This is a genomic window from Ochrobactrum sp. S1502_03 (genome assembly GCF_044435015.1).
Taxonomy (GTDB): Bacteria; Pseudomonadota; Alphaproteobacteria; order Rhizobiales; family Rhizobiaceae; genus Brucella; species Brucella chromiisoli.
Map to the genome: position 1 here is coordinate 26089 of NZ_JAYEXN010000025.1, position 21056 is coordinate 47144.

A 21056-nucleotide genomic window follows, 5' to 3' on the forward strand; every position below is an offset into this window, starting at 1 on the left:
AAAGACAGCTAAATGGCTCGCTGGAAGAAACCAACGAAAGATGAGATTCTTGAGAATCGGCGAACGCTGGCTGAGCGTGCTCGAAACGGGGATCTAAGGTTGCCTGGTGCGGTTGCAGAGATCCGTAAGGGTTTTGGCATGACGCAAAGTGAGTTTGCCAAAACGCTATCGCTTACTAGGCGCCAAGTTGCTGAGATAGAAGCCGGCACTGCAAATCCGACGTTGGAAACGTTGGATAAAATCGGGCGGCTATTCGGTTTCGGAGTTGGCTTTGTTCCGCGGAAACCGGGATCCGCGATAGCGCGAACAGAATAGCGAACCAGATCGCGAGAACGTCTGACGCCTTGATTGAACTCGAAGGGGGTGACAACCAACTATTTGAGCCGAATTTCGTCGATCTGGCTTTTCGCTTCTGAGCTCAATTGCCCACTTTCCAACGTCTCGATCAAGCGGCCTGGAAAATGCGTCATGTACCACTGTTTCTTAAGGTTACGATGCGCCGCGTAGCCCTTGTCGGACAACATGCCCCAATGCTCCCAGTAGTATTTTTCTCCACCAATTCGAAGCGTGAAATCAGGCAAGAAGAACGTTCCGTCTTCAGCGTAAAGCGGCTCCTCGTAGGTGAAAGGCACTCCAGCTTGGTGGAGTAGATTTGCGATGATGACCTCTGATTTCGAACGAACCATGTCGCCGCTCAGCGCCTCATGGATCTTTCCGCTTTGATACCAATCACTTCTCGCCAACAGGCGGTCGTTGACTGTCCTAAAGTGCCCAAATAGCGAAGACGAAACCAGCAAGCTTTGGGCGTTTTCCTTCCTTCGCGCTTCAAGCAATGGCGAAAGATTGCCCTGGATATAAAGCTGACAATGTCCTTGCGCGCGCGTTAATGCTGTATAGAGCAACTCTCCTGAAAGCGGCCTGCGCGAAGCAGGTAGTATCACGAATGTATGAGAGAACTCGCTTCCTTGCGATTTGTGTATCGAAATCGCGTAAGCGAGTTCGAGGTTGTTTTCGACGCTCTCCGAGGTGAACTTTCCCTTCGTCGAGGTAGGAATCTCGCGTCCGTAATTAACGCAGATCTTGTCTTTCCGCGCGAATTTCACTTGAAATCGCTTAAGTCGCTTTTTGCTGTAACCGGAAAAGACCTTCTTCAGATCGGCTCGATCGAAGTTGTGTGGCTCAACATACCCGATCTCTCCGTTAAACAACTCAACTTGACGAGATTTTGCCAGAGCAAAATCGTAAGCCCAAATTCCCCGGCGGGATGTCCTGTTCTGGATCTGAATCACCTTGTCGTTCAAGGTAATTCCATCAACAGCTCCCACTCTATCAATCAGATCATTGGTGAGGATTGATTGCAGCTCGATGTTCAATGCCTCGACGCCGTGGAGCTCCCCGCGATGTGGCGTTAAAACTTGAAGTCTCTCTGGTTTGTTTTGCATGACTTCATTTCGCCAAAGCTTATATACCTGATCGTCGTCGGTATTCCCTGGAAGAACAGAGACTATATCAGCAACCAAACTCGCGACTAGTTCATCGGCTGAATTCCAATAGACCACGTCCAGGTCTTCATCGATCTTGCCGCCCTGATGCACTTTCTGAAGGAGTTGCTCAGCCGCAGGCGAAGTCTGCTCGCCATGAACAGCGGAATCCACCAGGAATAACTCGGCGAGACCGAGTATGCCCTGGCCTTTTGCGTCGAGCCGATTTTCCATCTGGCGCATATTGGTTTGTAGTACCGCCAGGTTGGGTGCTCCCTCCTTGCGTAGCCATTCGATGATGTCGGAAAAAACGCGTCCGCGACCAATGGGTGGGAGTTGATTATGGTCGCCTACCAGGATCAGTCGTTTTACATTCTGCCATTCGATAGACCGGAAAAAGGTAGCTGCGAGGGCCAGGTCGAGCATGGATGTCTCGTCGATAACAATCGTGCCTTCGAGATCAGCGCATTTTCCTCCCCATCGTTTGAATGTGAGGTTGTCGTTGAGCCATCCGTTTGATGCCAGGAATGAATGGATTGTCGAGACGTTGACGCCGCCAATATTGTATCGCTCGAACACTGCGCGCACGCGATCAGTCGCCTTGCCGGTCGGTGTCATCACATTGATCGGTGCTCCGGTACCTTCGACCTGGCGAATGGCTTTAACGATGGCGCGGATAATGGTGGTCTTGCCGGTTCCCGCGCGGCCGGAAACGACCGATAACGGCAACCTGAAGATCTGGGAGCACTGGCCAGCCTGAGCTTCCACTGCCAGCCGGTATTCGTCGCCGCCCTTTTTGGCCAATGAGGACTCATCGTCGGAAACGGCACGAAGCCAAAAACCCTCAGGAACCGGGCGTGGAAGCGTGATCGGTGGCCGATCAAAAAGCTCGGTCAACGTTTTGTCTACGGTCCTTTCGTCCTGGAAGACATGCTTCAAATAGAGATAAAGCCTATCGTCTTCCTTTCTCAGCACGAGCGCCTTTTCAAGAGGCTCGCGGTCAACTTCGAAATAGCGCAGACTGAAATTTTGCCGCTTCCACTCGGGCAACCGATCCATACGCGCATTGATTTCTTTGAGGATGATGTCTGCCGGGCGAAAAGTCTGGTTCGGCTCGCGCTTTAATTGCTCAACACAAAGGGAGCGCAGTCTTCGAGGATCGTCATTGAGCATGTCGCAGAGGACCTCGCCGCCCAACTCCGGCGATGGGAAGACACCACGATCAATCGTGCTCCAAGGAATAATATCGTCAGGCCCATCACCGATGAAAAACTCGCTCAACAAATACGGGTCTTCAACGATGGATGACAAGCTCTCCGGAAGGCCATGCGCGGCGCGCTTCTGTCCGACGATGCTCTGCAATTGATCAAGGTAGAGGTCAATCCGAACCGCTATCGTCTTGAGAAGGGCCTGTACATCATCCTCAAGCAATTGCCAGGAGCGCGACACCCGCTTTAGAGCAAGGCCAGTGAGTTCCAGTTCAGGGCAGTCTTTTCCGGTTTCCAGGGCATTGAAAAATAGCTCATAGGCTTTCTTCTCCTCACCACGATCACAATACCACTTGCCGTTTTTGATGGAGCCGCCTGCATCAAGAAGGTCCATCACGGTCAAAAGTCCCGGATACAGGCCGCGACGCTTCCAAAGTTTTGCGACCTGGGCTTGCACCCACTTGGCGCGAGCATCCCAGTCTTCATTGGTGTCACCGACTTCCTTCAGTCGCGCTATGACATCGAGCATCTGCTCAAGCATGCCGATGGTTACGTCGTCGGTGAGATGACGGGCCCCATATTTACAGCTAGCAGGATTTTCCGGCGTGACCAGAAGACTGTCTAGAATTTCGGGCTGCTCACGGTAGGCGTGATAGGGAATGCGAAACCCTTCGTTTGGATAATGCGATGTGACGTTTCGCGCCCATATCATGCCATCCGCATAGTTCTGACGAACGTACTCAGAGGGATTGGAATAGAAGAGCGGCTCTCCGATCTGCTTCACGCGAGAAACGCCGACTATGACATACTTCGGATCGTTTTCGTCGGTAAACGGGTTGGAATGGTTGGCGTAGTAAAAGATGAGGCTCTCATCCTCCTCCAGTTCCGCAAAAAATTTGTCCGCTCCCACCCGGCGCTTGTTATTGTCGAGACGGCCATCGGTATATACCTCTTCACCGTACATGGCTTCGTAGGGCCAAACGCAGACCGAAGATGGAGGAATATCCCATTCTTCGCGCTCAGCGCCCCCGTAGAAAAAATCGGGCGGATTGGAATAGCCGCGGATAGCATCGGGCCCGAAAGCGTTGATGCTATATATGCACGGTGGCAAATGTTCGCTTTTCAGCTTGCAGACGGCCTGCCCAGAACAGGCTTTCTCCTGTTCCAAATCGCGCTCCCGGTGGATCAAATCCCCGGGAAAGGACTTCATGCCGACGCAGTAGGTGTTCTGTTCAGGCTTCGAGCAGACCCTCCCATTCCATCCATCATCGTGCCAAGCAACGCGCGCAGTGAGATGAGTGGTCATGGTTTAGTCCTAATTGAGGGCCGTATTTGATATGGCTGCACGTAATTCTTCTATTCGAGTTAACGCGGCTGCCACTTCCGCCGTCGAAGGGCTTGGTGCTCCATCATGGCTTTGTGGGTTGAGAACGCCGGTTCGCATTGCGCGAAGATCGGCCACAACAGGCTTCAAGGCTGCTCGGGATGGTTTTCCGTCGATCCAAGCATCGATCGCATCAAGAAAATCGTCTGTATTCAGATCCTTTGGGTCGACCTTAAATCGCAGTTTCAAACTCCGCTTTTCTGCAAATCGCCGGAGGCACCCTTCAAATGCGCGTCTGGCACTGTTTGCGGCGGCTTCGATGCTAGTTGTCTTCAAGACGGTTGCATCAGCAAGCGCATCAGCTACTACATCGCCATTGTGCTTTTTCAGCGTAGGCGTTCCCTTGCCATTATTCCCATCGGCTTTCACTTCAAGCCACTGCCACGGATCAGTCTTCTTGAAAAAGTCCTTGGCCATGTCAAACCAGACGCGGTCATGGGTCAGGATGACAATCTGCCAGTCAACGAAATACTTCTGCAGAAGCCTCAAAACCGGCATGCGGTTATCATGGTCCAATCCAATCAGGACGTCATCTAGGACAAGCAATTTCAGTCGGTTGGCTCCATCAGTCGGCACGCAAGCGAGGCGCCCAGCGAGATAGACTGCCAACGCGAGGGCCGATAGACGTGCCTCATTGAGAAAGTTCTGCGGGATGTGCACCCCATGTGTGCCGAAAATCACCTCAGGATAAAGCGTCTGCCCCCGTATCGCACGATCTCGCTTGAACCATGCATGATTGTAGGTGACTCCGGAAAAGGTCATGGAGTCCACCGTGACGGCATCGCCGATCAGTTCCTTTAAAAGACCTGCCAAGTGCGGTTGCAGTGCGTCCAAGGCGCCCCGTAGCCCTTTGCTGAAAGCAGAGCAGTTCTCTGTTATCGAATCCAGCTTATAGTTGTAGTTGGAAGGAATGCTTCGTTTAGTTTTGCTCCAAAGCTCCCCAATTGTTGTGTTCGTACCGCCTTCGACGGTGATCGGGAAGTCGTGGAGAATCCGCTCGACAACGATGTCAAACAGGTTCGGCCGATCATCACCATGGATATAGTTTGTGTCGAGCAAAGCGCGATAATCGAGGACTGATTTTCGTATTGCCGTCTCAACGACACGAGGATCAGACCCCGTAAACGCAGATCCTGGGTGTTTTGCCTTTAGCCAATCGACGGCCGGCGTGCCGTCATTGAACCTTACGCCAATCCTGAACTCGTTGTCGGCATTAGCGTTGAAAACATTCTTTATCGTCTCGAACCTGGGAGCCGACTTTGCAAAGAAGTGCCGCAAAGCTTGGAAAATCGATGTTTTGCCAGAACCATTCTCACCATAGATCAGAATGTTTTTACCCTGCAGGTTGAGGGTTACTTCATGAGGGAAGGCACGGAAAGCACATATGGACACCGACTCGATACGGAGCGGATCTACAGCCGGTGCGGCTGGGGCGACTGCTACCATTGGCGCGGGCGCCGCTGCTTCTCCCTCACTCATTGTTCGCCCTCGATGATACGGACGACATCAATGGCGCGCAGATCGAAGAGCATTCGGTAGATCTCATGTGACGGTACAAAGATTTCGTGAGCGAGCGCCTCTGCCATATCCTTCAACACATCGCCCTCGAGGCCGGAGAGATTGCTAAGGCCGAAGCGATCACAGGCATCGAATAGGCGTATGTTGCGGGCATGCAATTCTTCCATAAAGAATAGTTCGTATACCAGCCCGTTGAGAAGCTGTTCAAACCGCGGATCCTGATGGCCGGAGCTTAAGATATCGGTCAATGCTTCGATTTGAGCCTTCTGTTTCTCTTGAGCGGTAGGAATGGGAACCGTCTCGACATACATCGGCTTGAATTCAAAAAAGCCGCCCTGTTTACTGGAAAACGTCTGCCGCGTTAGCCACCAGGAAACGCTGGAATTGAGAATGCCGAGCAAATAGCGCCAATCTTCATGCGCAATAATGCTGGTCTTGTCGTTGCTGAAAAATCCTTTGGTGTCTGGAGCGTAGTCCACCTTATTCTGTATTGCAGGGACGATGATTTTCGGCTTTAGAAAAGCTTCCCAATAAGCAACGTTATCCTGGATCTCAAACCACTGATACGAACCAGCCTTCCGACCATCCCATTTCTCGTCGTCATTCCAATTTGACGGTTTTGGTTCTAGTCGCTCGCGATAGGCATGTAGATGGTTACTAATTGCCGGATAGGCTTCAATCTCAAGGCCGCGGCGGGTAAAAATCAGCCACAAATCCTGTGGCTCTACCTTCCATCGCTTCACATCTCTGCCGCGAAGAAAGGGCTTGATGATGTCCGCCGACCTTGGATCTTCTTGGATTAATCGGTCCTTGGTCTCGCCATCGATTACGAAGGCATCATTGAATCCCGTTTTGATGCCGTAATACAATCGGCCTTCAACATATTCGCCAAGAGGCTTACCCGCCTTACGAATGCGTCCTAATAAGTTGCGCTTTACCTGCGGTTCTAGCTGCCACCCTTTGGCATCATCCAGCGCCTTCTGGGGCACCTGAAACGCATGGCTACGGAAGAGCTCCGGGAATTCCGAAATGTCTTTGCGCCCCAGGTCTGCTGGCCAGTTCCAGGCAAGGAGAATATCTTTCTCGTTCGGCGCAGCTACAACTTTGGTGCGCTTGGACGCGACGATAATTGTGGGGTAGGCAATCGCATCGAAGACATCGGCGTCGCCGAAATCGATGATAGAGCGAATTTGCGCGTTGCGGCCAATCCATCGACGAATGTTTTGGCCATAGGCGGCGCGGTACCATTTGTTCGAAGTAATGAATACGAAGGAGCCGCCAGGCTCTAAGAGATCCAGCCCGCGCTCCATGAAGTAAACAAGATAGTCCGCTGTGCCTGCGAAACTCTGGTACAGTCCATAGGCGTTTTTGCGGCGCTTGTTCTCGTCGGCTCGCTGTTTGAAGTATTCTTTGTCCCCGCCGATTTTTTCCTGTCGCACATAGGGCGGGTTAGCCATGACGATGTTGAATTTCTCACGCAACCCGAACATCCATTCCGGATCGAAGAAGTCAGCGGAAGCATTCTGGTCGAACGGGTCCCAGCGGGCGATCTGCTTCGCAGTTTCCTCCGGTAGGTCATGGGTCTGGCTGAGTAGGTCGGAGAGCTTCTCACGCAGCTGATTGATCTGCTCTTTCGCCTTGTTTTTTGTCCGCCGGTTGCGCGCGCCAAAATATCGTTCGTTCGCATCCACCAGCGCTTTTTCGGTAATGTCGATTTCGGGATTGCGGAGGAGGTCGCCCTGACCTCGCTCAATGGGTCGTAGGGCATTGGCCGCCACCAGACGGGTTTCCAGATTTGGCAGCGGTGTGATGTTCAGATTGTCTGCGTTTTCGTCGATTTTCTGGCTTACCACCAGCGAGATGAAGAAACGCAGCTTGGCAATCTGCACGGCGATCGGCTGGATGTCGACGCCGTGAATGCATTTGTCGATGACATAAAGCTTGCGAGCATAATCCGGGAAATTGCTGGTCTCGGAAAAATCTCGGTCGAGCTTTTCGAGCTGATCCTTTAGCGCTTCGATCTGTTCGCTCTTCGCACCGATATCCGGGCTCTGCTCGGCATGCTGTAACTGCCGGACCAACGGTTCCCGGAGCGCAGCTTTCCAACGCCTGTTGTCTGGATCGAGGCGCTTCAGAATATGGATTAGCTTTTGCAAAAGACCCATGGGAAAGGCGCCAGAACCACAGGCCGGATCTATGGCCCGAACGCCTTCGATCCGCGCAATCAGCGCATCTTTTTCTGACCCCGTGAAATCGTATTCTGTGTCCTCATAGCTCAGGAGTGCTCTGAGCCGCGCTTCGGCTGCAGAGGAATCAGTCCCCTCGCTGCTCGCATTTCCGGCGTCATTGTCCCGCGCCAAACTGAGCTCGCCAGGAACCGGGCCGAGATCGAAGGTCTCATTGATGTTCTTGTGGTTTTGAATGCCACGATCGTCGGGCTGCTTCCTCTTCTCAAGAGCCGGCCTCAAATAACCGACCAGGGCTTCATCGACCATGTAGTCGACGACCACGCGCGGTGTGTAGAAGGAGCCGGACTTCTTGCGGGCGGTTGTGGAAGTATCCTCGTTGTAGCTGGCGATCAGGTTCTCGAAAACCTTGCCCAAAAGTTCCGGATCGAGTGCCACTTCCTCGTCATATGGCGTATTTTCCTCGACCGTGAACTTGTAGCTCTCGAAAATACGGATGATGCCATCGACTTTGTACCCAGTTTTGTTCGTGCCGTTGGCCTCATTCAATGGGGTGTTGACGTCATCTCCTTGTTCAGCAACGGCGAAAAAAACCTTGTTTGGTACGTAAAGCGTATTCGACTTTCGCTCCGAAAAGCCATCAGCACGAATAACCTTCTGACTGCCCTCCATGCTGATCCACTTGTTGAGATCATCATTTCGGGCCAACTCGGCGTCCGAAACCTCCCGGTCTAGACATTCGAACAGACCACCGTTGAGGAACGGCACCCTACGAAAAATCTCCAGCGCCTCATCGGGCTGACGAAAGGCTTGCCTGTAGCGAAGAAATGTCGAAATCAGGTAATCCGGTGTCCGGCCGCTTTCTGCAGCATCAGATCGCCAATTCCGCCCGTCACCTTCCATTTGGGTGTTGAGGGTCGCAAAGAACAGGTTCTGGAGTATCGCCTTGTAATAGGAGCTGGCTTCCCGATGCTTCTCTGGGTCCTGAACCAGTAGTTCCCGTAACTGGACGGCATTGAAAAGTGCGTCCGGGACCAGACCCTTTTCCTTGATGAACCAAACGAAGATCAGTCGAGTCAGGAGGCGGATCACCGAAATCTGATTGAGCTTATGCCGTTCTTCAGAGCCAGCCTTCTGCTCCACTTCTCGCGCAACCGGGAACATGACATGCGGGTGATCTATTGTGCCCACGGCCCAAAGATACCAGTCGGAGAGACGCCGATAAAAGCGCTTGTTGAGCTCCTCGGCTGAGAGGATCTCTGTCCAAGCCCTATAGAGGTCATCGAAATTGTTGGGCGCCTTCTTGGCGGTCACACCTGCCTGAATATGCAGGTCTGTCAGGATGTCGAGGTGGGCTCGATGTGGGCGTTCGAGATCGACGTCCTTGATCAGAGCCACTTTTCGCGTTGGCTCAATCACGTCACGCGAATTGTCTTTCTTATTGGGGCGCCGGGGGATGACTGAAAGCGTGAGTTTTCCGCCGTATAAGAAGATGATGATCGCAGGCATCGGAAAGAGACGGTTCACTGCGCGGGTGATTTCCGCGAGCTCGGTGCGCGTCCAATCGCGATCCTCCAGATTGATCGTTAGGAAAACGAAAGACTCGATAATGCTTCGGTGATAGTCGCTTTCACCGAGAAAGAGATCCTTTTGCCCCTCCGCAAGCATAGGCAGTTCGTCATTCGTAAGCTGAAAAACGAAGTCCGCGCCCTTCCAGCGATGAGTCCGCGCGTGCTCAGATGTCGCCAGCTTTCCATCACGGTCAACGATTGACAAAAACTGCGACACGCTCCCGTCCAGACGAATGGTCTTTTCGCTGGTATAGCCGAGCGCGCTTAGGATCGCGCGCGCGCCCTCGCGTGGTGCGGCGTGATGGAAGATGCCTAGCGCCTGCTTGATTGCTTGCCTCTGTCCCGCCCGATCAATCATTTTCTGTATGCTTCGCCTTCTTTAATGACCAGCCAGGTGATCAGCTCGAACTCGGTATCGGCTTTACCCGCGTTCGGCTCAAGGACCAATCGGCCCCCACGTTCTGACAACATGTTTCCAATGTTTCTCGATGAAAACTGGGAGGTGATACTATCAATAGCCTTTCCGAGAAGCGCTTCGTAGGCGGTCATATTCTGCCCGCCCTCCGTCTGCCGATCGAACATGGCGTATAGGTCGTGATAAGCATCTTTCTGCCCAAGGCAGAGCGCACGATAGATGTCGAGAACCTGTTTGGCCTGCGCGAAACCATAGGCGACTTCCCCGTTGTCCCGCACGTACACAAGATAGAACGGCTGCAAAGGATTCACCGAGCTGCGGTCTTGCTGATCGCGGAGATCGCGCAAGCAATAAATGACCCCCGGTGTGACAGCCGCATATCCGGGGTGCGGTGGTACCATACCGAAGACGCCATTCGGCAATGCCGGCTCTCGCCGCTGTTTGTGGAAATTGCTAAGTTCGCGCCGGAAATCCTCAAGGGTGAAGTTGCTTAGAGCGACGCTTTCAGTGAAGTCCTCAAGATCGACCACTTCATCCTTCAAACGCAGCAGCTGCTTATCGCGATATCGCATGTCCTCGCTGATTAGTTCTTCGAGACCGGCCACGCCAAGGATATTGTCATCGCTGGTTGCGGAAAGATCCACCAAAGCCATGCGAGCTTCGACACGGCTCTTCAGATTGATGTATTTATTGAGATCATCGGTCGGCCAGAAGTTAACAAGCTGAACTTCTTTGTTGCGACTCCCGATCCGGTCGATCCTGCCGAAGCGTTGAATTATTCTGACAGGGTTCCAGTGAATGTCGTAATTGATCAACAGGTCGCAATCCTGGAGGTTCTGGCCTTCAGATATACAGTCCGTGGCTATAAGAATGTCGATTTCGCCGTCTTTGGGCATGCCGCGCATACCTTCGCGCTTCTTCGATTTGGGCGAGAAATTCACGAGGATTTCGTCGAATCGCGCCCTTCCAAAGGTTGACTTGCAGCCGCTTGCGCTTCCAGTCACGAGGCCGGAATTCGTGCCGAATTCCTCCTTGGCCCATCTCTCGATCTGGGTATAGAGGTAAGTCGCAGTGTCAGCAAAGGCTGTGAAAACAATGACTTTTCGGATAGCGTTTCCGTCATGATTGACGGACGGATTGCGCATCTTCTCGGAAATCAGTTCTTTGAGCTTCAAGAGCTTGGCATCACGATCTGGTCCGACATCCTTTGCATGCAACCGGATATCGTTGAGCTTGACGCGATCTTCCTTCAGCATCTTTAACCAGTCATCGACCTTAAGATGGTCAAGACTGAACCGCTTTGCTCCGCCGACTTCCGAGGGATCGGGATCGTCGTCTTCGAAAAGATCGAGTGTTTCCTGAAACTCCGCGACGTCCACCTCAGCACTTCTGTGCGCCCGCTTGTAGTCCAGCAGTCGGCGTTCAAGCGCCTCAATTCGTTCGATCGTCCGATCCATGGTGATCATGAAGGAATGGATCGAACTCTCTAGGCGCTTAAGGAAGTTCACCTTCATCATTCCAATTAGGAATGTTTCGCGATCCGCCTGAGTGAAATTGCGGACAATGCCGTCATCGTAATGATGTGCAAATTCCTGCTTAAGGAACCGCGCGGGGTTGAAGACAGCCAGTTGGTACTTGCTGATCTGCTCGTTCAATCTGTCATAGGATAGGAACTGGTCCTTGGTATCAATCTGCGGGAAGACTGATATTGGCTTTGCTCGCTTGGGAAACTGGCCGATCTGCTCCAATGAGGCGCTGTAGTAGCGCTGAATGTGCTTACGCGAGCGCGCTATTGAGAGGCCGTCCAGTAGCTTAAAAAGCCCGGACGGCAAACGTTCCATCAGGCGTGCGACATCGCGTTCTTTGGAGCGACTTGCCCAATCGGCAAACACCTTTTGCGAACTAGCGAGCAAATCTTTGAGGTTGCCGATGCCGAGCGTTTCCGAAAACGCGCCGTCTCGATTTTCTGTAATGAAGTAAAGCTGGCTTCGCAAATCCTTTAGATCGTTGTTGACCGGCGTTGCCGAAAGCAGAAGCACGCGCGTCTTTGCCCCCGATCGTATGATATCGGTCATTAATCGCTCATATCGCGATTTTCTGATCAATTTGCCGTCTTCGTCACGTTTCCCTTTCGAATTGTTTCGGAAATTGTGGGATTCATCAATGACGACGAGGTCGTAATTTCCCCAGTTGATGCGAGAGAGGTCAATGTTACCAACATGACCACTCTCCCGAGATAAATCGGTGTGCGAAAGTACAGTATAACCGAACTTGTCTCTCAAAAACGGATTAATGTCGCTGTTGTTATCTGATCTGTATACTGTCCAATTGTCTCGCAATTTCTTTGGGCACAGCACCAAAACGGATTTGTTTTTTGACTCGTAGTACTTGATTACGGCCAGAGCGGTGAATGTCTTTCCGAGACCGACGCTGTCTGCGACAATGCAACCACCATATCGATCCAACTTTTGGACCGCTGCCTTCGCGCCGTCTTTCTGAAAATCAAACAGCGTTGTCCAGATCTGACTGGTCGTGACTGCAGCGTCATCTAGAAGTCCGGCAACGGTATCGTCGGCATCGAGGTAGTTAAAGATCTCCGATAGTGTTTTGAAGTAGATCTCCTCAGGACTGTGATTCTGGAAAATCGCTTTAAGCGCCGATATTACCTGCTGTTTGACGTCGTATGTAAGCTGTTGATCTGACCAAAGTTCATCAAACCACGCTCTTAAATCGTCACGATCGCGATCACTATCCACGACCAGATTCAGCTCGATGTTCGATTTCCCGAATATTCCGAGACCGCTGAGCGTGAAGTTAGAGCTGCCGAGCATTGCATGGTCACGCGAACCATCATCAATATGGTAGAGTTTTCCATGAACCAGTCGTTCACGGACAGACCGTATCTCCGCAATGCTTTCGAGCCAATTTGCACACTCCCTCGCAACAAACCGGTTTTTGAGGCCCAACTGTAGGGTGTGTTTTTCATTCGCCGTCGTTATTGCGAAGGCAGCACCTTCGCCGCCCAAGCTTTCCGCAGACAAATGCGGCTCACCGAACAGAAAGCGCATTTCATGCAGATCAGCCAGCTTCTCCCGGAGGGAATAGTACGCATACATTGAAAAATAAGCCGAAACTGCGCGAAGAGAGCTGCCCTTCCTCAATCTATGTTGAAGAAATTCCGAAGCGGTGCTTCGAATGTAGTTGTCCCTCAGGCCGGATACCGTCATTTCTGCAATCCAAAATACCGCATTATCGAATCAATCATAGATTACGTTTCCCAATTGAGCGACGGTGATTCAATACTAATTCATTTCATTGAGGCACCTATGCTGCGCGTAATGAACGATGAGAAAACATCATCAACGCTTACGCTCGCCAGGGGCCAAAATATCGACAGAGCAGCCAAGGATTTGAAGCACCTGCAGGACTTTTCCAATCTGAGCCGTTGGCTTGCCTGCTTCAAGGTCCACATTGAACCGAACGCCGACGCCGGAGACGCCTGCAAGCTCGTCCTGCCGCAGGTTTTGCTCCTTACGTGCGCTTCTGACCAAGGCGCCGATATCGGCGGACGTTCTGACTTGCTTTGCCATTGTGGATTTCCCGATCGGGAAAATATCGAAACAATGGGCCCCTTGTCGAGCGCAAATTTCCCGGTCGGGAAATTTACCTGAGCGCCGATTGGTGTCAGCTACTTTCGGTCAATTGGGAATGTGTTGTCCGCTGATTGGAAATGATAGCAATTCGTACCCTGTGACAAAGCCTTTGCACACGCATCACACCATCGGATTCCGGTCCAGCTTCCCCCGATAAGCCGGATGCTGGTGCGAGACAATCGCGTCTACAAAAGCGGGCGGTTTCGACCCCGTCAGCATCAGCATTTTGCCGGCCTTCATTTCCAGGATTTGATCGGCGGTCATGAGTTTCTGGCGCTGCTCGGAGGTTGAGGTCTTGCGGCTCTCGCCGAATTTCGCGGAAGACTGTTTCGTGCGGGTCAGTACCGTCTGATCGCCAAGGGCGTTTGCCGCCCAATTGGCGGTTTCGAATTCGGCGCGGCCGAGGCCGAAAATGCGGGTTGTGACGCAGGAGCCGAGAATGCTGGCGGTGTCGCCCTTGCCGTAGACGCTTTCGATCTGGCCCTTGTCCTGGGTGATGAACAGCGCCTCAATGCCGCAGCCGGCGGCGACGTTGGCGATGTTGATCAGCTTTTCCATCCGGCCGAGACGGACAAACTCGTCCAGCACCAAAAGCACGTTCTTTTTCGGCTTCTTGGCACCCTCCAGGCGCACGGCCATGCCGAGAATGATGTTTGTCAGCAGCCGGAGAAAGACGGCCTGGGCGTCCACCTGGTCGAGCGGCACGACCATGAAGAGGTCGGCGCGGCCCTCGAACAGGTTTTCGAGCGAGCATGTGGAGGCGCTGAGGAAACTGCGCAGTTCGTCGGAACGCGCCCAATCGAATGCCTTCTTGATCGTCGTCTTGATCGCACCGCGCTCGTTCTCGCCGGCTGCGAGGAAAGTGGCGGCGGCTGCGGCCGGACGGGTGCCGAATGTCTCCGGCGCACCGGCCCATTCCGTGAGTGTCTTTTCAAAGCCGGCGGAAAACAGCAGGTCCATGACGGTGATCAGGTTGCGATCGGCTTCCGTGCGCCTGGTTATGACGACCTCGATCACGGCGGCAATCATCGACTTCGCCATTTCGGCGAAGTGGGCGCCGTTTCCGCTTTCCGGTCGAACAAGCCCCTCGGCAATGACCTCTATGTCGCGGACCAGGTGCGCTTGCCGGATATAGTCGAGCGGATTGAAACGGTCCTTTGACGGTTCGATGACGCCGAAGGGATTGAGAACAACGACCTGACGGCCGAGTGACTGCCGATAGCGGCGTGTGACGGCGAAGTTCTCGCCCTTGATGTCGAGAACGGCGATCGGCCCGTCATGGTCGATGATGGCGGGAATCACGACGGACACGCCTTTCCCGGCGCGGGTGCCGGCGATGGCGACATGGTGGCCGGCGCGCCATCCGGTCTTCGGGATGGGGCGGTAGCGCAGCATTGCGCCGCCGGAAAGACCCAGAGGCAAGCCGCTGTCGTTGTGCCGGAGCTGGCGCAATTCACCTCGGTTCATCCACCGGGCACGCCATGGGCCCTGTTTGGAAATGCGGCTCGATGATGCCGGCGCGGCGATCATGATCGCTCGCAGAATGAGGAACAGCGGCACAGGCAGACCGATGGCGAGGCTGGTTTGCACGCCAAGCTTTTGCGCCTCTGTGAAGCGGTCCCATGTCGAAACCATGCCTCGGATGCTCTCGATTCCGGAATAGCCGGCATTTCGCCAAGCCTTGAAGCTGTCGAGCAGGACGCCGGCCGCAATGATCGGGTCGGTAAGGGCGAGAGCAGAAGCGGCAAGGAGGGCAGCCCTCACAGCTAAGCCCGACGCGCTGCGGATGCGGCCCTGGGTGTCTCCCACCAAGGTCAGCAGCGCAAACCCTAAAAACATAACCAGGATTGCGGCGCGCGCGTTCTGGTAAATGGGTGGCCAGAACAACGGTGCCGTTTCCATCAGCAGGAAACCGGCGGCCACGACGGCGATGGAAAGGACATAGCGATAGGGCTGAATGATCAAATTCATGGGTCAAATCTCCAGACGGAAACGAAAATCAGTTGCGGCCGCGACCGGGCGCGGGCGGTCGGGCTGTCACGTTGGCGTCGCGACCGCCTCCAGCATCGCTTCGGCTTGCTCCAGCAGGGCGAACGCTTCCGCCAGCTCGGTTGAGGCCGTGCCACTCGAAGGATTGCCGGAGGCGAGCCAGGCGTTCATGAAGGTAGCCTGTGACGCGATGAGCGATTTCAGCGATCCTTCCAAAGCCGTTTGCCGGTTTACGATCATGTCGGTCGAGCGTTTCTCCAGCGCCTCGAACTGCGCGGTTCCGCTCTGCAAGGCGTTCATCAACGTCTCGACGTAACCCAGCAATTCGCGCTCCAGCGGCGACAGGCTCTCGGGCATCGGTGGTCTGGTCGTTCCGATCATCGGTCAATCTCTCTGGACGATCTTCAGGCATGGGGTTTTGCCGGTCCCTGCCTGACAGGTGATCAGCTGAAGGCGGTTGACGTCCCATGTCAGGACTTTGCCGCTGTTGGTCTGGTTGATCTGCAAGCCCATCTGCCAGAGGCTGGCGCTCTGGGCGCGGTCGATCATCAGACCCGCCCAAAACCAGCTCGCGGTGAAACTCAACAGGATGATCAGCAAGGCCACCGCGCCCATGGTCTGCAAGAACGGCTGCACCATCGAGCGAAGCCGGTTCACGTCCGCCTCGGTCGTTGCCAGTGCCTCGCTCAAGTGCCGGCGGTTCGCGTCCGTGAAGGTGCGGATATCGATCTCGATTGTAGCTTGCGCGCGCTTCACGGCTTCGCTCCAGTCGGTCTCGAAGATCGTCGAGGGCGATGGCGTCGAGCCGGCCTCCGCAGCGGCTGGGCTCGCCAGCCGATCTTTCAAGCGCTCGCTCAAGGGTATTCTCTCGGGTCCAGTCTTCACGGAACAGGTCTCCTTTCAAACGCCAGCGCTCGTCGGTCTCGGGGTCGCGCACTGTGATGTAATTTTTGCCGGCGCGCGGCAGATCGAAACCGGCCGCCGTCAAAGCCTCGGTCATGCTCGGGCGGTCGCGGATGTCGCCGGTCTCGATGCGCTGGACGATCCAGTCATGGATCAGCTCGCGGGCATCGCCGCGCCTGACGCTTTCAATGAGGCTGACGGTCTCGCGGGTGCGCTCCGGCGCCACCGGATCGTTCCAGCCGTGTTCCTTGTTCAGAACATCGCGCAAGGCGTCGTAGTGCTTCTGGTAGCCGGGCGGCGCAATGTTGAGGCTGCGCCCGCTCACAAGCTCCATGCGTGGCGTCACGAAATGCAGCTCGACGCGGCCCTCATGGGTGTGGCGCACCCACAGCATATCGCGCTGGTCGGCTTCGAGGCCGGCAAAGGCAAGACTCTCGAAGGCGTCCATTACCTGCCGTTGCTGGGCGGGGCTCGGCGCGTCCTCCGCCGTGAAGGCGATGACGCCGGCGCGATAGGTCCACTGGTGCGGACAGGCGTCGATCAGCGCGCGCATGCGGTCTGCATCACCGCGCAGCACTTCCGGCAGGGGCTCGCGGGCAAACAGCATGACGTCGCCGCGCTCATCGCGGATCGCGTTGCGGTTCTGGTCGTAAGCGACGACGTCGCGCTCGACCAGATAGTCAACCGGTCCCGATCCGCCGCCCTGGCCGTTTCGGAAGAACTTGATCAGCACGGCGCGCCATCCTTGGCCGTGAACTGTTCAAGGGTTTCCGATAACGCCCGCTCGATGGCGACCAGGCGCGCGGCGACCGTGATTGCGTCGATGGCGGATACTTGGCCCTGCGCCTGGGCCGTGTTCAGCCATCGGGCGACCTGGTTGAGGTTGCCACCGATCCGGGCGACGGCGCGCACCAGTTCCGGGTCCACCTTGGGGACCGGACGGCGGCGGCGCGCCTCGGTGAGGCCAAGCGCTTCCCGCATCAGTGTGGCGAAGGGCAGTCCGGCCCGCGCCGCGAGTGCGGTCAGCGCTTGTTTTTCCGATGAAGTACAGCGGAAAACCACAACGGCATTGAGTTCGCCTTTGGGCGATCGCCGCGTGCTCTTGGTGGGGTTTGAAGGGGAGGCTTGCCTCCCCTCACAAGGCTCCCTGTCGGACGGCTCGCCGTATGACAGGGGTCGCCTTGCTTCCTTCAAATCGCCAGCCGTCATGACGCCCTCCGAAGGTCGGTTTGTCGGGCAGTCTCATCGGCGATGTGGTCACGGCGGCGGCTGAAGAAAGCGATCCAGTCGAGTGCACTCGGGCTTGCCTCGCCCGGTGGCCAATAACCCGGCAAGGCATACCCCGGCTTGCCGGTTTTTACCGTTCGAAGGCCCAAGGCGTCGATCGAAGGAAAGCCGTGACGTCGCAACCAAGTGCGCCATTGCTCGACCTGATCCACCTTGGTCTCGGCCACGAAAACGAGCGGGACGGCTCGCCGCGTCTCGACGCGCGGCGGGGCGTCCTCGCGCGGGTTAGGTTTATAAATTTTCTCTTTCTCTAAGTTTGGTGGACATATTTGTCCCCCTTCGCTGGACACATCTGACCGCCTTTCCGGACGAATTTGTCCGCCTTTGTCAGGGTAAAGGGTGACAACTTTGTCCGTCTTTTCGCGGGCGTCCGATGCACGTAAAATCGACGCCGCTGAGGGACGATATTCTGTGTTGTGCCCGACGCCATTTCCGCGCTGGACCTCGAGCCATCCTTTGACCTCAAGTTCACGGACGGCGCGCTGAATGGTCTTGACGCTCTTGCCGGTCGCGTCGGCAATCGTTTGATAGGACGGCCACGCCTTCTCGGTGTGGCCGTTCAAATGCGTGGTGATGATATAGAGCGCCACGGATCGAGCGCTGTCGCTTAAATCCTTGTCGCAGCTCAACTGCTGAAGCCATTGCAGCTTCACGTCCCGAAATGGCCGCGCCCCGCTCATGCGCGCATCCCTGGCCGCAATGCAACCGTGAAAGAAGGGGCGGAAACGGCCGGAAAAAGTGGGACGGCGGCTTTATTAAGCCATTGATTTTTATAAAATGGGGTCTTCGTCCCACACGGGGTTAAGTTGCTGATTTTCTTGGAATTCGGCAGGCCCTCCGGGCCCACCATTGCTTAAATCATTGATTTTATTTTGTTATTCCCGCCGGATTTTTCGTTTTGTGCACCTAAATGTGCCCCTAAAACGGGTCTGGTCCGAATCATGGATCTTTGGCAGAAACAGAAAGGGTTCTTCTTTCAAATCCGACCGCCTTCAAATCGGAGCGATTTGGGAAAAACCACTTTAGAATTTGGCTGGGGCAACTTTCTAAGAAGGAAGAAAAATGACGTGCTGCAACGCTCGCGGCAGCGGCGTTGGAAGGCTTGATATCGATAAGAATAAGCGGTTGAACATAGCCCCGACCGGCGCCTAATGGATCGCCGGGCGGTGCCAATCCTCTCGCTAAAGTTCTTTCACTTAAGCATTCTTTTCAAAACATCATCCTTTTTGTAGAATTGATGCCAAAGTGCGGCCAGAGCATGTATGCCAGCGACAATAAGAATGAAATTCGCAAGAAATTCGTGAATTTCCTTCACCGTTCCAGCGAGATCTCTATTTGGAACCAAAAACTGAGGAATAGTGAAGATTCCAAAGAAAGAAAGTTCGTTGCCTCTAAGCTCGGCAAGCCAAATGCCTATTACAGGGATCAAAACTAGAAGAGCATAAAGCAGGTGATGTGCGAATTTCGCTGCGGTTTTCTCCAGCGGCGACATCGTATCAGGCAGTGCGGGTGTGCCTATCGAAACTCTGGTGATAATCCTCCAGACCACAAAGGCGAGCAGCAGAAGCCCAACGGAAATATGCAACCACCATATAGTGCCACGTTCCGGAGATCCCCGAGGATAAAAATCCTCACCGAAAGTTATGAGATAGGCAAAAAGGACGAGAAAAAATACTGACCAGTGCAGAAACTTCTGAACCGGTGTGTATGCAGAGCGTGACATAGGAAGCCCCCAGTTTCGAATAGTTCTATGTTTGCTCAAATTACGGCAATCTTTTGTCTATTTATTATTGGGGAGGGAACGAAATTCCAGACGCAGACAGATCTATGCTGAAAGCCAGAAAAGGCTGGTTGGTGTGATGGTTCTTGGCAGGCATCCGGCCGACCGATTGGGGAGGGTGTATCATGTGACGTGAAGTGACAGGCCGGCTAAACGACAATCACGAAACAATAATGCCAGTTGCCGTGAGGGCTATTTCAGTCGCTTAGCGTTTGAAGGTGTAATCTGACAATGCGTTCCTTGGCTAAGATCATAGTATACTGCCGCATCCAGTTGAATGGGCGAGGGGAGATATCCCATTGGAAGTGATTACACGAATGTAGCCTTGGAAACTGATCCCCAATTCAAGGGAGGGGCCTATCCAAATGTTCTGAGTAAAGCCTGCGAGTGGAGGGCTTGCTCCCTCAGCAGTTCGATCAATCGACGTAATCACCTTGTAAAAAATAAAGTTCAAATAAAAAACAGGCACTTGAGTTTTTCAGAGAGAGAGTCTATCCACACCAACACGTTGGGGCGTAGCCAAGCGGTAAGGCACCGGTTTTTGGTACCGGCATTCCCTGGTTCGAATCCAGGCGCCCCAGCCATGAATCACGAGCAAAATCATACGCTTATTGATTTTGCTTCTCTTTCCACTCAGGCGGGAATCTTCAATTTCCTCATATTCGCCGGGTGTGCACTTAACTGTGGCACAGAGCTATGACACATGCTGATTCTCTGGAAACCGGCTTTATGTCGGCTTCAGATGACGGATATGACATGGCAGTCAGACATCAGGTTCAGAATCTTCAGCGACGCGGAAATATTTTTTATTGGCGCACGCGTCTCCCGGCACAGTTGGGACGCAATATTGGTTCGCGTCACCTTGCTTTCAGCCTCAAACAATCTGATCATCGGCAAGTTGGCTACATGGTTCGCAAGCTTAATCTGATGCTGTTTGAAATCGCAGAAAACCCATGACGGGCATTCATGTCGAAAGAAGCTCTTGAAAGATTGTTCCAGTCCGAAATTGTGCGGATGAAAGAGCTGGCTCGGATTGTTTGAACAGTTTCGGGCGTTTCGTTAAGTGGGTTTCGGCCTCGATTATGCCACCACCATCATCGGTGCCAGCGCGTTGAAGTAAGCCTGATCCGGGGTCTGCCAGTCAAGGGATGAATGTGGACGTCGGGTATTGTAAAAGCTCCGATAGCGACCTATTCCCGCGCGTGCCTCGGATACGGTCTTGTAGGCGTGGAGGTAGACTTCCTCGTATTTGATCGACCGCCAAAGCCGCTCGACGAAGACATTGTCTCACCATGCATCCTTGCCGTCCAACGAGATGGCAATCTCAGCTTTCTTCAGCGTGGCGGTGAAGTCGATGGAGGTGAACTGCGATCCCTGATCGGTATTGAATATGTCCGGCTTTCCATAGCGAGCCAGCGCTTTCTCTACCGCTTCGATACAAAAGCCGCCTCCATCGTGATCGACAATCACCACGACAGAACCCGACGACTGAACCAGCCCACGACGGCGCAGAGGTAGACAAAACCACACGCCATGGGGATATAGGTCAGGTCCATCGCTCATACCTGATTGGGCCGGGTAACTGTCATTAAGCATGGAATAAGGACCCCATTTGAGGGGTTATCGGCATCCAAACGGGACCCCTTATTTAAAGGGTAACATGACCTTCGATTTCAATCGG

13 protein-coding genes, 1 tRNA gene and 1 pseudogene are annotated in these 21056 nt (G+C 54.1%); 3 read left to right on the forward strand and 12 right to left on the reverse strand.

The window, feature by feature from the left end; all coding sequences use genetic code 11:
* Positions 1-12: 12 nt before the first annotated feature.
* The gene (locus VBH83_RS14625; protein WP_396998389.1) at positions 13-315 is read left to right on the forward strand and encodes a helix-turn-helix transcriptional regulator; all 303 of its coding nucleotides are present in this window, start codon (positions 13-15) and stop codon (positions 313-315) included.
* A 59-nt stretch (positions 316-374) separates the two neighbouring features.
* Here the strand turns inward: VBH83_RS14625 and VBH83_RS14630 are convergent, their stop codons facing one another.
* From VBH83_RS14630 to VBH83_RS14680, 11 genes are all read right to left on the reverse strand, one after another.
* Complete coding sequence (locus VBH83_RS14630) at positions 375-3995, reverse strand: ATP-dependent RecD-like DNA helicase (RefSeq protein ID WP_396998391.1); 3621 nt, start codon at positions 3993-3995, stop codon at positions 375-377.
* Positions 3996-4004: 9 nt separating this feature from the next.
* Positions 4005-5552: an AAA family ATPase gene (locus tag VBH83_RS14635; RefSeq protein WP_396998393.1), complete on the reverse strand. Its 1548-nt coding sequence runs from the start codon at positions 5550-5552 to the stop codon at positions 4005-4007.
* Positions 5549-9706 (reverse strand): Eco57I restriction-modification methylase domain-containing protein, encoded by a 4158-nt coding sequence (locus tag VBH83_RS14640; RefSeq protein WP_396998395.1) that lies wholly within the window; start codon positions 9704-9706, stop codon positions 5549-5551. Before VBH83_RS14640 ends, VBH83_RS14635 begins: the two co-directional genes overlap by 4 nt.
* On the reverse strand, positions 9703-12990 hold the full coding sequence (locus VBH83_RS14645; protein WP_396998397.1) for a helicase-related protein: 3288 nt from the start codon (positions 12988-12990) through the stop codon (positions 9703-9705). Before VBH83_RS14645 ends, VBH83_RS14640 begins: the two co-directional genes overlap by 4 nt.
* 132 nt (positions 12991-13122) lie before the next feature.
* Positions 13123-13353: a helix-turn-helix domain-containing protein gene (locus tag VBH83_RS14650; RefSeq protein ID WP_396998399.1), complete on the reverse strand. Its 231-nt coding sequence runs from the start codon at positions 13351-13353 to the stop codon at positions 13123-13125.
* 183 nt (positions 13354-13536) lie between these two features.
* Entirely contained in the window at positions 13537-15387 is a 1851-nt protein-coding gene (locus VBH83_RS14655; RefSeq protein ID WP_396998401.1) for a type IV secretory system conjugative DNA transfer family protein, read from the reverse strand.
* A 28-nt stretch (positions 15388-15415) separates the two neighbouring features.
* Positions 15416-17041, reverse strand: a complete 1626-nt coding sequence (locus tag VBH83_RS14660; protein ID WP_396998403.1) for a hypothetical protein — start codon at positions 17039-17041, stop codon at positions 15416-15418.
* Complete coding sequence (locus VBH83_RS14665) at positions 17035-17517, reverse strand: MobC family plasmid mobilization relaxosome protein (RefSeq protein WP_396998405.1); 483 nt, start codon at positions 17515-17517, stop codon at positions 17035-17037. Before VBH83_RS14665 ends, VBH83_RS14660 begins: the two co-directional genes overlap by 7 nt.
* Positions 17514-18275 (reverse strand): helix-turn-helix domain-containing protein, encoded by a 762-nt coding sequence (locus tag VBH83_RS14670; protein WP_396998407.1) that lies wholly within the window; start codon positions 18273-18275, stop codon positions 17514-17516. Before VBH83_RS14670 ends, VBH83_RS14665 begins: the two co-directional genes overlap by 4 nt.
* A 259-nt stretch (positions 18276-18534) precedes the next feature.
* Positions 18535-18768: a hypothetical protein gene (locus VBH83_RS14675; protein ID WP_265987078.1), complete on the reverse strand. Its 234-nt coding sequence runs from the start codon at positions 18766-18768 to the stop codon at positions 18535-18537.
* Positions 18769-18787: 19 nt separating this feature from the next.
* A complete protein-coding gene (locus tag VBH83_RS14680; protein ID WP_265987075.1) occupies positions 18788-19318 on the reverse strand; it encodes a cytochrome b in 531 nt (176 codons plus the stop codon).
* A 566-nt stretch (positions 19319-19884) separates the two neighbouring features.
* On the opposite strand from VBH83_RS14680, the gene VBH83_RS14685 reads away from it, so the two are divergent.
* Together VBH83_RS14685 and VBH83_RS14690 are read left to right on the forward strand one after the other, a co-directional pair.
* A tRNA-Gln gene (locus VBH83_RS14685) sits at positions 19885-19959 on the forward strand.
* A 145-nt stretch (positions 19960-20104) separates the two neighbouring features.
* On the forward strand, positions 20105-20332 hold the full coding sequence (locus VBH83_RS14690; protein WP_265985463.1) for a DUF6538 domain-containing protein: 228 nt from the start codon (positions 20105-20107) through the stop codon (positions 20330-20332).
* Between the two features lie 123 nt (positions 20333-20455).
* Here VBH83_RS14690 and VBH83_RS14695 read toward each other — a convergent pair.
* Positions 20456-20964, reverse strand: a pseudogene (locus VBH83_RS14695) (IS3 family transposase); the annotation flags it as partial.
* Positions 20965-21056: the final 92 nt, after the last annotated feature.

Excerpts from the sequence above, each read along its gene's own strand:
- VBH83_RS14625 (WP_396998389.1), top strand. The coding sequence starts at position 13 with ATGGCTCGCTGGAAGAAACCAACGAAAGATGAGATTCTTGAGAATCGG.
- VBH83_RS14630 (WP_396998391.1), bottom strand. The coding sequence starts at position 3,995 with ATGACCACTCATCTCACTGCGCGCGTTGCTTGGCACGATGATGGATGG.
- VBH83_RS14635 (WP_396998393.1), bottom strand. The coding sequence starts at position 5,552 with ATGAGTGAGGGAGAAGCAGCGGCGCCCGCGCCAATGGTAGCAGTCGCC.
- VBH83_RS14640 (WP_396998395.1), bottom strand. The coding sequence starts at position 9,706 with ATGATTGATCGGGCGGGACAGAGGCAAGCAATCAAGCAGGCGCTAGGC.
- VBH83_RS14645 (WP_396998397.1), bottom strand. The coding sequence starts at position 12,990 with ATGACGGTATCCGGCCTGAGGGACAACTACATTCGAAGCACCGCTTCG.
- VBH83_RS14650 (WP_396998399.1), bottom strand. The coding sequence starts at position 13,353 with ATGGCAAAGCAAGTCAGAACGTCCGCCGATATCGGCGCCTTGGTCAGA.
- VBH83_RS14655 (WP_396998401.1), bottom strand. The coding sequence starts at position 15,387 with ATGAATTTGATCATTCAGCCCTATCGCTATGTCCTTTCCATCGCCGTC.
- VBH83_RS14665 (WP_396998405.1), bottom strand. The coding sequence starts at position 17,517 with ATGACGGCTGGCGATTTGAAGGAAGCAAGGCGACCCCTGTCATACGGC.
- VBH83_RS14670 (WP_396998407.1), bottom strand. The coding sequence starts at position 18,275 with ATGAGCGGGGCGCGGCCATTTCGGGACGTGAAGCTGCAATGGCTTCAG.
- VBH83_RS14680 (WP_265987075.1), bottom strand. The coding sequence starts at position 19,318 with ATGTCACGCTCTGCATACACACCGGTTCAGAAGTTTCTGCACTGGTCA.
- VBH83_RS14690 (WP_265985463.1), top strand. The coding sequence starts at position 20,105 with ATGTCGGCTTCAGATGACGGATATGACATGGCAGTCAGACATCAGGTT.